Below are 15580 nucleotides of genomic sequence, written 5' to 3' on the forward strand. Positions count from 1 at the left end.
GTCCGGGCTGGCGGCGTTTTTTTACGCCTGTGGATAATCCTGTGGAAAGTTGGCTGGCAACCCGGGATAAGTCAGGACCTTATTTCCATGAAGCATTTTTACTGTGGTTTGGTGTGTGGATAAACATGTGAACAAGCAGGCGGACAAGTGATGGATAAGCCCGGTATAAGCTGCGTATAAAAGGTGAAAAACCTGTGGGAAAGATGGGATAAGTTATCTGGCCCGGTTTGGCGCTTGAGGAGGCAAGCCAGTTTCGCAGGCTGCGAAAGTCTCGTCAGTTTTTTGCCTGTCTGTATTGTGGATAAGCTTGTGCGTAATTGGCGTATAAGCCATGAATAACTTATAAGTCATTGTATTGCAATGATATTTTTAGAAAATTTGTATAGCCTGCCTGTGGGTAAGGCTGTGCAAAAGCCTGTGATTAAAGCGTGGGCAAGCGCTGGATAAGACGGGATAAGTTTTATCCGGGAGCGGATGACTATTTATAGATAGGCCTCATGCGAGGCTGGATGGCGGTGGCCGTGGAAATCCATGATTTTCATACTGTGGATAAACTTGTGCATAAGTGGGTAAAAAGACTGGGATAAGCGGGGATAACTTCTCTGTCAGCCGGTTTCACACGGCGATGCGCGTTTCGAACTTGCTGCGAAACGTGGAAAAATAGCTTTTCACGTTGCGCACATTCGCGTGCGCGGCAAACAGGCGGTGCGCCAGCGCGTGGTAGGCGGGCATGTCGGCCACCTGCACCATCAGCACGAAGTCGGGCCCGGGCGAGACGCGGTAGCATTGCAGCACGGCGGGCTCGTCTGCCACGAGCTGCTCGAATTCGGCCATGCGCTCAAACGCCTGCACATCGAGCGTGATTTCCACGATGGCCGTCAGGCGCACCCCCACCAGCTGCGGCGCGACGATGGCCACTTGCCGCTCGATGATGCCGTTTTCCCGTAAATGCTTGACCCGCCGCAAACACGTGGGCGCCGAGACGTGCACCGCCAGGGCCAGCTCGCTGTTGGTTTGCGACGCATCAATTTGCAAGGCATTCAGGATGCGACGATCGATTTCGTCGAGGGTAATATTGTGCTCGCTCATGATTTTGATGAATTGGAAAATATATTGATTCTAAATGAAATAAAATTTCATCGCAAAATAGGTGTGAAATAATCAGTCAAAAATATACGGATTTAGAAAGCATATTTCACGCACTCTGCATTAGCATGCGTGCATTGATGAATTTTTAGACAGAGGTTTCCATGTGCGGCATCGTCGGCGCGGTAGCGCAACGTAATATCACTCCCATCCTGGTCGAAGGCTTGAAGCGCCTGGAATACCGCGGCTACGATTCCTGCGGCATCGCCCTGCATGCCGATGGCCGGCTGCAGCGTTCGCGCTCCACCTCGCGCGTGGCCGAGCTGGAAAAGCAGATCGGCGAAGAAGGCTTGAGCGGTTTTACGGGCATCGCCCACACGCGCTGGGCCACGCATGGCGCCCCTGTCTCGTTCAATGCCCACCCGCACTTTTCCCCAACGGAAGAGAACGCACGCGTGGCGCTGGTGCATAACGGCATCATCGAAAACCACGACGAACTGCGCGCCGAACTGACGGCTCTCGGTTACGTCTTCCAGAGCCAGACGGACACGGAAGTGATCGCCCACCTGGTCGAGCACATGTATAACGGCGACCTGTTCGAGACCGTGCAGCAGGCCGTGAAACGCCTCGACGGCGCGTACGCGATCGCCGTCTTCTGCCGCGACGAGCCGCACCGCGTGGTGGCCGCGCGCCAGGGCTCGCCCCTGATCGTCGGCCTGGGTAACGGTGAAAACTTTGTCGCCTCGGACGCCATGGCGCTGGCCGGCACGACCGACCAGATCATCTACCTGGAAGAAGGCGACGTGGTCGACCTGCAACTGTCGCGCTGCTGGATCGTCGACGTCGACGGCAAGCCCGTCGAGCGCGAAGTGAAAACCGTGCATGCGCACACGGGCGCGGCCGAGCTGGGCCCGTACCGCCACTACATGCAGAAGGAAATCTTCGAGCAGCCGCGCGCCATCGGCGACACCTTGGAAGGCGTGACGGGCATCATGCCGGAATTGTTCGGCGACGGCGCCTATAAAATCTTCAAGCAGATCGACCGCGTGCTGATCCTCGCCTGCGGCACCAGCTCGTATGCGGGCATGACGGCAAAATACTGGATCGAGTCGATCGCCAAAGTACCTGTCAGCGTGGAAGTGGCCAGCGAATACCGCTACCGCGACAGCGTGCCGCACCCGAACACCCTGGTCGTTACCATTTCGCAAAGCGGCGAGACGGCCGACACCCTGGCCGCCCTGAAACATGCGCGCAGCCTGGGCATGCAGCACACCCTGACCATCTGCAACGTGGCCACCAGCGCCATGGTGCGCGAGTGCGCCCTGGCCTACATCACGCGCGCCGGCGTGGAAGTGGGCGTGGCCTCCACCAAGGCGTTCACGACGCAGCTGGCGGGCCTGTTCCTGCTGACGCTGTGCCTGGCGCAAGTCAATGGCCACCTGTCCGAAGAGCAGGAAGCGGCGCACCTGAAAGCCATGCGCCACCTGCCCGTCGCCATCGCTTCCGTGCTGGCGCTGGAACCGCAGATCATCGCCTGGTCCGAGGAATTCGCGCGCAAGGAAAACGCCCTCTTCCTGGGCCGCGGCATGCACTACCCGATCGCCCTGGAAGGCGCGTTAAAACTGAAGGAAATCTCGTACATCCACGCCGAAGCGTATCCGGCCGGCGAATTGAAACACGGCCCGCTGGCCCTGGTGACGAATGAAATGCCAGTCGTCACCATCGCGCCGAATGACGCCCTGATCGAAAAACTCAAATCGAACATGCAGGAAGTGCGCGCCCGCGGCGGCCAGCTGTACGTCTTTGCCGACGTCGATTCCCGCATCAACTCGGGCGAAGGCCTGCACGTCATCCGCCTGCCCGAGCACTACGGCGACTTGTCGCCGATCCTGCACGTGGTCGCGCTGCAATTGCTGGCGTACCACACGGCACTGGCACGGGGCACGGATGTGGACAAACCAAGGAATCTGGCGAAGTCGGTGACGGTGGAGTAAGGCGGACGGGGACTGAGGTGTGAATAATTTAAATTGTGTATGTCACATGCTAAATTGTGTATGTCACAGCTTAAATTATGTTTGTCACATTGGTTGGTTAGGCTGTGAGTCGAAACAATAAATTCTGTCGGACTTTTTGCACAAGCAAACTCTACTTGTCGTTAAACACGTTCGCGTGGCCAAACAATTAAGTTTTACATAATTAATTAATACAGCTTCGGTCTAAGCATTCTCGTTCGTGACACAAGGATTGGAAATCCTTGTGTCGTTGGTTCGATTCCTCACCGGCCACCAAGAACATCGTTCACGCAACGCCGACCCATACAAGTGGGCGTTGCCGTTTCTAAGGTTAATAGCCTTTGTGTCTGGTCTATTTCCGGTACTCAGCACCAATCGCCTAGCCCCCATAGCGTCCAACTCGCCCAGATGACCAATGTTGAAGGCGCCCCATTGTTTCATAACTAGGAAAGAGTCACTGTGGTGCGAATATTATCGGAAATTCGTAGCGGTCAAGTAACGAACCTTGACGCCACCTTCTCGGAGGATGCGTAAAGCCGCGCGCTGTGACGTTAGCCACCGCTCTTCGCCTGCAAACCCCCCTGCAAAAACCGCCCGTTTAATTCCGGACCAGATTATTGCTCTCGCACAATCACTGCACGGAAAACGCGTGCAGTAGATTGTCGCATTACTCATATCCGCCTTCGCAAGAAAAGCTTTGAATATGGCCGCTCGTTCAGCGTGTTCGATTAGATGATATCGATCGTCTTCTGTCACAACCATGCCAGATATTTCAAGGCTATGCTTAAGTTCAGGGGGCAAGATATTGGCAGAGCGCGCTATTTGATACCTGCCTTCGGCAATAATCACGCCAACGGCTGACTGCGGTACAATTTTCCCCTTCGGATCGTCAGTAGAAGATCTTTCAGCGAAGGCTTCTGACATGTAAAAAATGTCGGCTTCGGTTTTGTTGAGGAATTCTGGTATGTCCACTTTGACGAGGTAATTTGTGCTTACAAAACTTGAGATTCAGGGTGCTGGGATTGTACATCATAGTGTCACGGCAGGAGAGCGAGCCTCCACATATGATGCAACCGTAGGCACCATCATGTACGAAGGGAAAGTTGTCTCTGGAAGCTCATTTACCTTAGAGCCACGGGGTGTCGTCTGGGTTATCTCGACGGAAGAAATTGAGACAAAGGAAAACCACACTGCACTTGCGACACTCAAAACTAGCTGGGCGCACCAAGGCGTCTTTGCTCTTAACGTCGGCGTCATAGATCCGGGCTGGTTTGGTCCAATCGCAACTGCGCTTGTAAACTTCAGTAATGAGCCTTTTGAACTTAAGAAAGGCATGCCCTTCTTGCGATTGGTGTTCATTCAACATGCCGCGACAGGTGTTGCAACGAATCGACAAGATATGGCCACCTACACCGCAGATATGAGAAAGAAGTCAAAGGGTTTTTCGAAGTCTTTTCTAAACATGCACACGTTAGTCAAGGAAGTGGAGACTGAAGTTTTCAAGTTGCCGAAGTGGGCGTTCTACGGCGTTTGGGCAGCACTTATTGTAGCGGTAGCCTCAATCTTCGCGCCTATTGCTTTCACTGTCTTTACATCCGGCCAGGATCAACAAATGAAGATGGCCCAACTATTGCAGCGTGTAGACGATCTTGAGGCCAAGTCAAAAGAGGCTGCTGCCGACGCCAAGGTCGCTCGATCCATTTCGCCGCAAAAGTCAGAATCTTCCGATAACCTTACGCTGAAGTCTGCGCAAGATAAGCGCAAGAAGTAACGTCCATCTGTGGCCTAAGATACGCTACAAGTACTCGCGCGTTGTCGATTGACATCAAATGGCAAATTTCCGGGAAGAATTCCTTAGGTAGCGGCCAATGGCCCGCTGCGCCAGGATTTGTGAAATTCCTTGTGTCAGTGGTTCGAGCCCGTACCGGACCACCAAGAACATCCTCACGCAATGCAATAACTCATGTAAGTGATCGTTGTCGTTTCTGGTTGGTGCTTGTAGTCCACGTGCCCATTCATTTCTGGCCCTGTCGCCCCTGTCACGTTGACGAGGGGGCCACGCGGCGGTCCACCTCCCCAAGTTGTCGCGCCCACCAAGCTATCGCTTCGTCCAATAGTGTGCGACCGTCCTCACCCTCAAATACTCCCGCACCCATTGGTCGATATATGTTCTCCTCTAGGAGAAACTGTCTGACGACATCAAACCCATCATGTTGTTGCAAGTGTGCCATTATTGCTACCGGCCCCTCGGTGATCTCGGATTCGTATTCCTTCAGGATGCTGTTCCGTTCACGTTCGATGAAGTCGCGGAAAATTGCATTCTCGTCTCCAGATCGCCATGACTTGTGCAGGGTATTCGCCTCCCGCTTTACCGCCGGATCATCGTTCCCGTCAACCTTGTCCAGAACGTGACCTACAGCACGCAGCAGAACGACCGCTAGCACCCAGTAGAGGCGCCATTCTATGTGGCCTAATTCGTTCTCCAATTTTTCACGCACGAACATCGCGTCCTGCAGCACGAGGCGCGCTTTGGGTACTCTCGTCATATTGTTACTTAGTCAAAAAATCAGTCAGTGTTTGGTACGGGACGAAACGTTTTAGCCAGCATGAGGAAGTGGCGCCTTTTATCGAAAACCCTTCGGAGACCAAAGGGTGTACGATTTTCGTCGAAACACACTAATACGGCGCTGTCCGGCGCCGTGCTCTACACTTAACACAATAATTTATAGAGGCCGATGGTGGACGTAATTAGTCCTGAACAAAGAAGCCGGATCATGGCTGCCAACAAGAGTCGCAATACCAAGCCTGAACTCGCCATACGCCGAATGTTACACGCTATGGGTTTCCGCTTTCGTCTGCATCGCAAGGATCTCCCCGGCTGTCCCGACGTCGTACTGCCAAAATACAATGCAGTTATTCTGGTGAACGGTTGCTTTTGGCATCAACACGCCGGATGCAAGCTCGCGAGCAAACCCTCCACACGAAAGGAGTTCTGGGAAGCCAAGCTATCCCAGAATGTCAAGCGTGACAGCGAAAATGCCGCCAAGCTAACTGCACTTGGCTGGCGGGTAATTGTTGTCTGGGAATGTGAACTCCAGAAATCAAATGATCTAGCCCAGCGCCTCGCGTACTCCCTAAAAAATCACCAAGCAAACTCATAACTCGGCAAATAGTATACCTGCCGATCGTTGGTAGTCTTGGAACAACAATGTCCATGCTGTTCTCCACGTCAACTGAGTGCCCTCAACACACCCGATGTCTCGACAACAACGCCCATATCCATTAATGCAGAAACTAGATATGCGACGTTTAATCTAGCAGGGTCCACGCCGTCGACGTGCAACTCAGATCGAGCAACTCCTCCTGATTCTCGGATTGAGTCAAAAACAAGCATCATTGGATACCCAATGGTTTTCACGATCGTCGGCTGAAACTGCGGATTCGACACAATTGCCTGGAACATTGACAACTGAACGATTTGGTCATCAGGTACAAGTCCACCGACGAGTCGTGTTATATCTCGAACTCGATCTCGATCCGCACCATTTCCATGGATAATTTTTGTGTTCAATGATGCGGAGACGTCTGCCGGGAAATCCGTCGGATATTGGGACGAAAGGAGTACTCCAACACCGTAGGCCCTGCACTCACGCACGAACTGCAATAGGAAATCCGAATCTAGCACTCGGTGGGCTTCATCAAATGCAAAAAATTGCCGCAGGTGCCCAGAGTGTTCGCGCGCATTGTAGTACCGGTGTGCGGACATCACCAGGATCTTTGCCACAGCATTCTTGATCTTGTCGCTCTGTATTTGGCTCAAATCAACTACGATTGACCCGTTCAACATAGTGTCAAATCGAGTCAAGCGTGAACTCGGCGGGAATATCCCGAGATCGAACAAGGGATCCAAGCGATTGTATGCGTTCGGGTTGGTATCGCGAAGTTTGTCACCAACGTCATTGAAGTCGGGATAATCGATGTCCGAGCGAACTTCAACCGTACCTCTCGATTGAATACCTCGTGCTTCAAAGCATTCTCGAATTGCATTTTTTACCGCAACTTCCTGTTGATCCCCGAGACCAAAGGTTTTCTTAAAAATATCAACTAACCCGTTGATGTGTTCCGAGATAGGAAGATATTCTTTTGGCGAACCTGGTCTACGCAAAGGAACCGGTATCAATGGATTGAAGGGAAGGCCGTCGAACGTCACGTATTGCGGCTGTAATCTCGCTTTTTTTACAAAATGTTCGTCACTAGCAAAATCGTTCTTAAAATCCAATAGGAGAACATTGCGGTTTTGTTCCCTCAATCGCGACACAATTGCCTTAATTAGCTGCGTTTTTCCCTTGCCCGATGAGCCGGTCACCATAACATTGTAATTGTCGAGCGGGGTTTTCCGGTTCTGTGGATCGTAAAAAAACTTTAAACCATCGGCGGTACCTAGCAGCACCGGTTCCAATGCCTGAAGGGGAACCACGGTGTCCTCATCCTTCACTGTACTCACCGTCGTATTGTTGTTGGCGGACACAGGTGCTATTTCTTGACCTGTTATTACGGCATCACTGGCTGGCATCGATTGCAGCTCTTGATCTCCTTCTTTTTCACTTTCCACTACATTGTCCCGCACAAACTCGCCAGTGTCATTAGCACATTCTTGCTCACTTCCAATGGCATCAAATAGAGGGTCAAACTCCTGTGCAAGACGATCACGAACAGCGCGCAGCTCGGGGGATTCAGAAACCCCAGGCCAATGCCTTGGCCCTACTGTAATCACTAGTCCCTGCCCTTGCGTCCATGATGCAGCTGGCGCTGTGCAGTCTGTCACTACAACAATCTTGGCTGATCGAGGTGGGACAATCTTGATTTTCCCATCAAGAACTCCTTGCAGTAACTTGGCTTCGAGATCTGCGAATGTTGCAGCGTCACCGTTCAATTGCTCCTGCGATAGTCGAAGACCAAATGAGATGAGCGACAACAATGCTAAACGTTCCGGAATTCCAGAATTTACTTGGGATGCTTCGAGCAGCTCGTGGATGCGTCTCAATGTCGCGCTGGCTTGCTGTAACGCGGCAGTCGTTTGGTCCGTTCCAAACGTATTGCTGCTATATTTGCATTCAATAGAGCAACAGGAAATTCCAACGATCCCATCTTGTTGTAGTCCAAGCTGGATAGCTACCAAATCAGCCCTTTGACGTTGCCCTAGTTCGGCACTGTCCAATGATCCGCCTAATATTTCCCTAAAAGCGTCAACCGGTAGAAGAAAACCACGCAAGCATTTCCCATTGCGAATTGGCGGACGCGCAATAGATCCTGGCAAGAACAGTCGAACAGCGGCGACAACACCGATTACCCCTAATGCTTTACTTCCCGATCTTAGACTTTCGCTACCTAAAGCCATTCCAACACGTCCCAATTCCCCAAGAACTGCAGGTGCCAGCGGTCGATTTTCGAGTACTGGGCTCTTGTTGAGTTCATGCGACACACTGGCAGGAATTCGTGACAATACAAAGTAGCTGTTAAGGGCTCCTGTTAGACTCATGCTGTAGTCCCACAGCGCGGTGCTCTCACCACGCCGAGCTGCGACAGTGACATAGCGAACGAAGACCGCAGGATCGACATGATTCCCAGGTATCACGGTCCACAGGTGCTCGAGCGAGGGCGGCAAGTCCGCTTGCCAACTCATTACACGTTCCTCGCCAGGAAGACTTGCAAGCTTGCTACATACTTGAGTAAAGACATCTCCCAGAGATTCAGCTGTAGAAAGCGGTGAATCACGCTCAAAAGCTCGTGAATTCAATATTCCATCAGCCCATGCGCCGACCTGTTTAATTGGGTTTGCGAACGCCGCTAGCAGGCCGTGTCCTCGCGGTAGTGAGACTCGATCCCCCGAGTCCCGCGTCGATTTGGCACGACCTGGCGATAGCAAATGAATGTCGTTAAACTGGCGATCAATCACGTCGCTATTGCTGATGCCGTATAGACAAACCGGCGGCTCGCGCCACTCTTGCGCATCGAGGTCATGTTGACCCGCAACCGCGATATGTATGCCACCTGGCAATTGGCGGCCAACGCTTGACACGTCGTCCCCCTCATATAGAAGCGACTGCGCAGACTCGACAAGTCGCGCAGGCGAGTACGATGCATCGGCAACGACAGAAATGGCTCGCCTCGTTGGATATGCGTTGACGAAATCTTGAAGGTAGCCTTTCGCAACCTGATCGCGCGATGACGGCATCAAGCCCGTCTCCAATCCGTGAAGACGCCGTAGCGCAACAGTAAACGACAAATAGTCGGGCCCGCCAACCGTATCGTGAGACATCGCTACTAGCCAACCAGGATCAGATGTAGAAGTGACATAGTAGCTCTCGAAAGTTGTACCGTCCGATGCAGGCGAGGCAAACCAACGCAGTGAATTGACCTGATCAAGCAACAATGCCAGCACGTGGCCCTTACCAGCATTTTTCAGTCCCAAGTGACGACGCGCACTTCCCAACAATGCGGACTGAACCATAAATCGCTTTGCTACCACAACAGGATGCCACGGTCCAATCAAGATTATCTTTCGCGCACTGGCGCCATCATCCCAATGCACGACGCAATCAGCACACGAAAGCCGGAAGAGCTCCGCCCAAGTCAACTTTGTCAGATTTTTCTGTACGTAAGATAGGAGCGCTAAGTACGCGTTTAGATATGCATGGATCACGTCCTCAATCCGGCGCCGCTTCGTATCTACAAGGATCGGCAAAAGGGCGTAATGCGGCCACTGCGAGTCGTTACGCGCGCCTTCACAAACTACATCAAGTGTAGCTTGTCGTGCTTCGGCGTATGCACTGATTAATTCGGCAACTTCTGCTCGAATCGCCTCGTCGCGAAATGTAGCAGGTAGTACAGGAATGTATGCAAGCGCAAATTGGCTATCAATGGGCTCAGGAAGTAGATTACCTTCATAAAGGAGATTTGCAATAATTGGGCGGCCATTAGTACTTGTTTCAAATAGCTTTGCCCATCTAATTCGGTTTCTTGACAAGTCGTCCAAGCCACCAAGACTTGGATACGGGTCAGTCTGCTTACCAGTAAAAATATCAACTATCCGCCCCACAGCCGTTCGATGTCCCGGTGCTTGCGACATTGCCGCCAATTTCACAATTAACTCGCGCTCTAGCGTGAACTCGCCGCGTGTAATGTTTTTTGCTTCTACGTCAACAGCGATTTCGAGACCTGAAACACGTAAGTCAATACTAGCGAATCCGCCACCAGACGAACCAGGGTCGATGGCGTTCGGGAATCTGAAAATGCGGGCGTTTTCAGGATCCTGATCCAAGGACACTGGTTCGTCGTCAATTTCGACCTCGCCGTCGTCAAATCCGTCCCAAGAAAGAACAGTAATGCGCACGGGCTCACTGACATCAATCTTTTCAACATCCTCACTTGACGCGTCACCGTGATTTGTCGGATTCCCAAAATAATATTTGAAACCAGGTTCCACTACTGCGACAACTGGTTGATTCGGACCACACGGTATCGCCGTGACACGCCCAGTCGCCAATTCCTTTTGTCCTCGCATCACGACAATTCTGAGACTCTTCTTCTTTCCTGTCGCAGGATGTCCGAAGATGTGGTCGTAATACAGATCGATCTGAATCTTCCCGCTTGTCCCCACACAGGCTTGACTAAACAGCAGCCTTGCACGATCAAGAATGCGAATTTCTGTATCAGTTGAGTCGGCGGCAAGTCCTTCATAGTTGACGTCAATGTGAACAGATCCACCCTCGATTAGAACAGCAGACTTACCGTCTTGAGCGACAACACCATTGTTTACATCGAGTTCGTAGGTGATACTCACATCTTCGTCAGTAGGGACAACGTCAAGTAGCGCCTGAAGTTGCGACAACCCCCAATCGATCCATACACGTTCATCGGCCCAGCAGCCGTGTAGGGCCAACAATCCTTCTTGTCGATCATCTCCACGCGTGGTAAAGGTATCTACCAACTGTCCAAACGACATTTTCAGTGCGTCGGCAACAGTCGTGTCAGCTTCAATATCGGAAATCCGTGTAAGAAGCTCCTGTTTCCCGTCCGTATCACGTATGCGGGTTGACAGCTCCTTCAGTACTCGGCGCACCTCTCCAAAGTAGCGCTTTGCCGCTCCTTTTTCATTCCATTCGACTCGCTCAGGTCGGGGTATCCCGAGATGAAATAAGAGGTGTTCGATATCATTCTCGATGGAAGCGTGAGCACTTGGATCAAACGTTCCCAATATCGTGTCGAGGAAAACACTTCCCCTCATTAGTGAGTCCCGACATGCATCAAGGGTCGCTTGTATGATACTTAAATACGTGCTTTGGCTTTCGGTACGCACGTCCCAGCTTTTTAGAATGTCCGAGAGTACAGGTCCGTCAAAACGAAAGTACTCGTTACTTGTCTCAATCCAAGGCCACTCATCACTAAATGCAAAATTCCGCATTGCCCCACCAGCGCCAATTACTGAATCCTGAATGTGTGACATCTCGCCTGGCCACACCACGACGATCATGTCGCCCTGGCGCACGCTAGTGACTCCTTCTGCTCGTATCCAGCGCCTATTTGAGTCCGTCACTTTCGAGCGAGGAACAACCAGATACGAAGGGAGCCCATCGCATACGAGCTTCTCTTGAAGACCGATTGCAATCTGTTCGGTAAGCGCCGGGAGGACAAGACGACATTCCACGCCTCCTTGCCGAAGGTCATCAAAATACTGGCGCACAAGGCGGGCTAATGTTTCAATCAGTGCATTCGTCATCAATCACATCCAAATTCCGTTGAAATTACACCATGTCTGGCACAATTAGTTCAGCGCTGTCACCAGCATCAGGACTTCCCTTTAAAAATCCCAGTCTGGATAATTCAGAAATCAACTGCGGCCTAGCACCTACACTTGCCGCAAAGTCAACGCCGTATTCAGCGAAATGATGTTCGAGATCAGAAAGAACAATTTTTCCGCGAGTTTTTGTCGGATTATTTTTCTTTTCCGCTGCCACCAAATACAGCATGGTTTTTAGCATTGCCGGGCCGGGAAACACAACGACGCGTTGAAATCCACCCTTCCTTGTACCTGTCAAAAGGTAACCATCATCCTCATCCGAATCGGGCAAACGAAGAAGTATGCGAAGAAATTCCTCTATGTTCTTTCCCTGTCCTTTCGTGGCGGGGTTAAGCCAGGCACCGAACCCTTGCGCCAGCGGCACGATTTTGGCTCGCACGGCGGTGCTATCGCAATCGAGGTCGATTTTTCTTCCAGCTTGTCGACAGCGAGACAACCAGTCAGAGACCGATAGAAAATCTTTCCCAGCTGTCCTTACAGATAGCGATGCATCGATCGCCTGATTGCCCAGAATACTGCGTACCCAATATGTCAATAAGCTGAGTTCAACACGAGCTTTCACGTAGCGTTCAATATGCAATGCGATCTCATTTGAGCCAGTTTGCGTCGGGTGAAAGAGGCCTTTCCATCGATCCTGAATCTCAGCGAGAATACTCTCGTCAGAAATTACTCCTCCACCGAGCGCCGTTAGTGTCCAGTCGCGAAGGCTTACCGTTAGGCGCATGTGCGCAAGCAGCCAGGTGGGAAGAGCCATACGAAGGTAGCATTTAAGGAGGTCAATCCAAAGGAGCCGTGGGATCTTTCCTTCCAGCTTGCATAGATTCTGGAAGTCTTCAGCCAAGCGCCCTGCCAACCTGTCTGGGGAACCGCAATCCAAAACCGCGCCCTTTGCTGCCTCAAACCGATCGACGAGCTTGCGAATTGCCTGTTGCTCGTCAAGGAGGCCCGACATTGCACGATCAATTTCGATGCGGCCCAACGTCTCCTTCAAGACGTCAGGCCGCCCGTCATCGGCTCGCGCCTTTCCTGCTATTGCGCTGACCACATCTTGTGCGAATGTGCTCGCATTCACTCGATTGTCCAAAATATACTGCGCGAGTGGTCGATCAATTAACTGGTACGCAACTACACGTTCGGCTTGTTTCCGTGGCCAAGCGTCGCGAGCAAGTTCCGGATATAGAGGGCCAAAGTAGGTTGCGTTATTGAGCTTGTCTCTCTTCCGCTTTCCACGTCCACGTGCAATATGCAGCAACGCTAACTCCTCGATGGGTTGGCCTTCATGCGGCCCCAAATCGCGCGCCTTGGACTCACTCGGTGGGCGCATATACTCGAACGATATTTCGCGAAACAGTTCGAGAACAAGTCGTTCTGGAGCCTCACGCATACCCACCGTGTTTATGAAAAATGCAGATTTCTTAAATAGATTCGGCACCGTCGGCTCAAAGACTGATTTGTCATCTGGGCCGATAATCCTATCCAGTGTTGGAGAACTAAGGTTAGATAACATCTATGACCATGCCTCCATGAGCGCGTTTGATTTGTATTGAAGGCTCATTGGCCCGCGTTATCCTTAATTCGATACCATCCTTTGTGTCATACGCCGAGGTCACGGCAACGCGGAGCATGGCGTCCCGTGCAGTCCCTAAGTACTCGTTTGGAAAGGTGGCCGATGCCATCTCACGCTCAGCCTTCCGCTTCAGCCAAACGAACGCGCGCGTACTCATTGGGATGGTGTGATTTGACCCCCCAAAGCTAAGGTGAGCGGTAATTGCACCGCCACTACCGGTCTTCAATTTCGGCTTAAGGGCTTGGGTAGGCCAATCGCCATGCAGGCTGGTGGAAGGGGATAAGACTAACCCTTCACTCACAGGGTTCAAGCTCAGCGCAAGTGTCATCTCGATCTTATCAATTAAGAGCATTTGTTGACGAGTTGGTTGTCCACTAATTCCAAGAATGCTTGCAAGTTCATCCAAATCATTGCCATACGTTGTCACTTTCTCAACAAGTGCTCCCGCTCGAATTGTGTAGGCCGTAATCCATCTGGTTAGCCAACGATATACGGTAGGCGAGGAATCAAGCGATGCGGCAGCTGCGCGTTGTAGGTCCTCCCAGCAGGAAAAACACGCACGTTCGATCTCACTCACCCAGCTATCTCCAGATTGCAGCTGAATCCATGATTCGTTCCATCGATCAAGAAAGTCCGGCGGCAAGACGTCGGAAAATGGATCGAGCGACGACAACACACGTCCCATCCCAAGTAGGCGTTGCACGCCAACGTCAGTTGATGTGCTGTGGCGTCCATCGACAACGAATTTCATTGCCTTGTTGGTCTGATCAGTAGTCCCAGAGCCTGATCTCGTCAATGATTTCAAGTCTGCTGTTTGCACTGCCCGGTCTTCAGGATCAATGGCAAGCCCGAAAGGGGAATATGAGGAAAAAAGGACCATGTAGAGCCGGCGACTTGCAAGAGCAAAGATGTCCCCCTTGCTTCTTTTTTGATGTACCCAATCACATGGATGTGCAGAAGAATAGTCATGAGGGCATCCCGCGAGTAGGAGCGAAATCAACGCGAGGGCCTCACGCAGCACAATCACTTGCCCGTCGAAGAGCTCTGCATGAAGTAATACGCGGCCTATACTTCCCCGAAGTTCCGGCTGAGCGAGCCAGTCGCGGTTTGCACGAAACGGGCACATTGAACGAGATGGGCACCCTTCGCAAGCCGCCCATTCTGGGGCGTTGATCGCCTTCACAATGATGTGCTCCAGAGTGTCCGAGGCAAGAACCAAACTACGTTGATCGAGTGAAGTAACACCTATCTCAATAGAGTCAAACACACGCTTGCGAGTCGCTGGACCTAGGCTGATTGTGCCGACCGGGTCGCCAACAGCCATTCGAATTGCCTTGAACCACCCTTCCCCATTCTTCAGTGGGTCAAGATATCCTCGCGAAAAAGTCCGTTCGATGACTCCTCGATTTGTACATACGACAACGGAAACACCGCGCTCTGCCGCGTCAATCAAAAGCTCCTCAAGAGCAAGTGCGGGGTCGGCATCTGGATCATAAGGATCGGGCAGTACTGATGCATCTTGTGCGATGTAGAGATATGGAAATTTCTGACCCGCCGCAAAGACATCTAGCCTATACGGAACGTCGGAGCCTGATAGTTCACGCAAAGTCTTGCCTGAGGCTAAGTCTAAGATCGTGTCGCCACGTTTATCCAACCTGCGCACCAGATCCCCAGCACCCGCCGATTTGCCATTTCCAGGCGAGCCAACAAAAAAGTGCCATCGCCCGGGGCGTGAGCTGTCCGTATTCGGAACTACCGCCTGCTCAAGTGCGTCTATCACAGCATGAAGATTGGTCTGAACTTCAAGGACGGTAGGTTTCAGCCAATTGGTGGGGCCGCTAATTGATCGCTGACCATCTTGCTGCAATGTCAGGAGCTTACTGAGCAAACTATTTTGTGTCACACAATCCTCTCAGTCGCTGGCAAATTCATAAGATTTTACACGGTCATAGGTATTAAAATACTGTAATCGACAACTAAATTGCCAATAGGAAAAATTGTCTTAGCGTATAGTGCCATGAAACAGCACTGTTATCCTGGTGCAGGTCTTGAAAT

The 15580-nt window shown here is 51.8% G+C and carries 9 protein-coding genes; 3 read left to right on the top strand and 6 right to left on the bottom strand.

The window, feature by feature from the left end; genetic code table 11:
* Nucleotides 1-615: 615 nt before the first annotated feature.
* Entirely contained in the window at nucleotides 616-1089 is a 474-nt protein-coding gene (locus CBW66_RS06270; RefSeq protein WP_086137346.1) for an Lrp/AsnC family transcriptional regulator, read from the bottom strand.
* A gap of 161 nt (nucleotides 1090-1250) precedes the next feature.
* Between CBW66_RS06270 and glmS the strand changes: the two genes are divergently transcribed.
* Entirely contained in the window at nucleotides 1251-3080 is a 1830-nt protein-coding gene (gene glmS, locus CBW66_RS06275; RefSeq protein WP_086137347.1) for a glutamine--fructose-6-phosphate transaminase (isomerizing), read from the top strand.
* Between the two features lie 489 nt (nucleotides 3081-3569).
* Here the strand turns inward: glmS and CBW66_RS29770 are convergent, their stop codons facing one another.
* Nucleotides 3570-4022, bottom strand: a complete 453-nt coding sequence (locus CBW66_RS29770; protein ID WP_139841583.1) for a deaminase — start codon at nucleotides 4020-4022, stop codon at nucleotides 3570-3572.
* A 163-nt stretch (nucleotides 4023-4185) separates the two neighbouring features.
* On the opposite strand from CBW66_RS29770, the gene CBW66_RS06285 reads away from it, so the two are divergent.
* Nucleotides 4186-4869 (top strand): hypothetical protein, encoded by a 684-nt coding sequence (locus CBW66_RS06285; RefSeq protein ID WP_086137349.1) that lies wholly within the window; start codon nucleotides 4186-4188, stop codon nucleotides 4867-4869.
* A gap of 268 nt (nucleotides 4870-5137) precedes the next feature.
* Here CBW66_RS06285 and CBW66_RS06290 read toward each other — a convergent pair whose 3' ends face one another.
* Nucleotides 5138-5644, bottom strand: a complete 507-nt coding sequence (locus CBW66_RS06290; RefSeq protein ID WP_086137350.1) for a hypothetical protein — start codon at nucleotides 5642-5644, stop codon at nucleotides 5138-5140.
* Nucleotides 5645-5833: 189 nt separating this feature from the next.
* On the opposite strand from CBW66_RS06290, the gene CBW66_RS06295 reads away from it, so the two are divergent.
* Nucleotides 5834-6259, top strand: a complete 426-nt coding sequence (locus tag CBW66_RS06295) for a very short patch repair endonuclease (RefSeq protein ID WP_086137351.1) — start codon at nucleotides 5834-5836, stop codon at nucleotides 6257-6259.
* 68 nt (nucleotides 6260-6327) lie between these two features.
* Here the strand turns inward: CBW66_RS06295 and CBW66_RS28375 are convergent, their stop codons facing one another.
* Genes CBW66_RS28375 through CBW66_RS28380 form a run of 3 tightly spaced genes read right to left on the bottom strand, consistent with a single transcriptional unit; the run spans nucleotide 6328 to nucleotide 15428 of the window.
* Nucleotides 6328-11877 carry an ATP-binding protein gene (locus CBW66_RS28375; protein ID WP_139841584.1) on the bottom strand — a complete coding sequence of 1850 codons (5550 nt, stop codon included), beginning with the start codon at nucleotides 11875-11877 and terminating at the stop codon, nucleotides 6328-6330.
* A 25-nt stretch (nucleotides 11878-11902) separates the two neighbouring features.
* A complete protein-coding gene (locus tag CBW66_RS06305) occupies nucleotides 11903-13465 on the bottom strand; it encodes a hypothetical protein (RefSeq protein WP_139841585.1) in 1563 nt (520 codons plus the stop codon).
* Nucleotides 13455-15428, bottom strand: a complete 1974-nt coding sequence (locus tag CBW66_RS28380; protein WP_139841586.1) for a hypothetical protein — start codon at nucleotides 15426-15428, stop codon at nucleotides 13455-13457. The genes CBW66_RS06305 and CBW66_RS28380 overlap by 11 nt, the downstream gene beginning before the upstream one ends.
* Between the last annotated feature and the right edge of the window lie 152 nt (nucleotides 15429-15580).

Source organism: Janthinobacterium sp. GW456P, assembly GCF_002127655.1.
Classification (GTDB): domain Bacteria; phylum Pseudomonadota; class Gammaproteobacteria; order Burkholderiales; family Burkholderiaceae_D; genus Janthinobacterium.

What these genes read in the sequence shown, in the direction of transcription:
- CBW66_RS06270 (WP_086137346.1), bottom strand. Translation starts at nt 1,089, where the DNA reads ATGAGCGAGCACAATATTACCCTCGACGAAATCGATCGTCGCATCCTG.
- glmS (WP_086137347.1), top strand. Translation starts at nt 1,251, where the DNA reads ATGTGCGGCATCGTCGGCGCGGTAGCGCAACGTAATATCACTCCCATC.
- CBW66_RS29770 (WP_139841583.1), bottom strand. Translation starts at nt 4,022, where the DNA reads ATGTCAGAAGCCTTCGCTGAAAGATCTTCTACTGACGATCCGAAGGGG.
- CBW66_RS06285 (WP_086137349.1), top strand. Translation starts at nt 4,186, where the DNA reads ATGTACGAAGGGAAAGTTGTCTCTGGAAGCTCATTTACCTTAGAGCCA.
- CBW66_RS06290 (WP_086137350.1), bottom strand. Translation starts at nt 5,644, where the DNA reads ATGACGAGAGTACCCAAAGCGCGCCTCGTGCTGCAGGACGCGATGTTC.
- CBW66_RS06295 (WP_086137351.1), top strand. Translation starts at nt 5,834, where the DNA reads ATGGTGGACGTAATTAGTCCTGAACAAAGAAGCCGGATCATGGCTGCC.
- CBW66_RS28375 (WP_139841584.1), bottom strand. Translation starts at nt 11,877, where the DNA reads ATGACGAATGCACTGATTGAAACATTAGCCCGCCTTGTGCGCCAGTAT.
- CBW66_RS06305 (WP_139841585.1), bottom strand. Translation starts at nt 13,465, where the DNA reads ATGTTATCTAACCTTAGTTCTCCAACACTGGATAGGATTATCGGCCCA.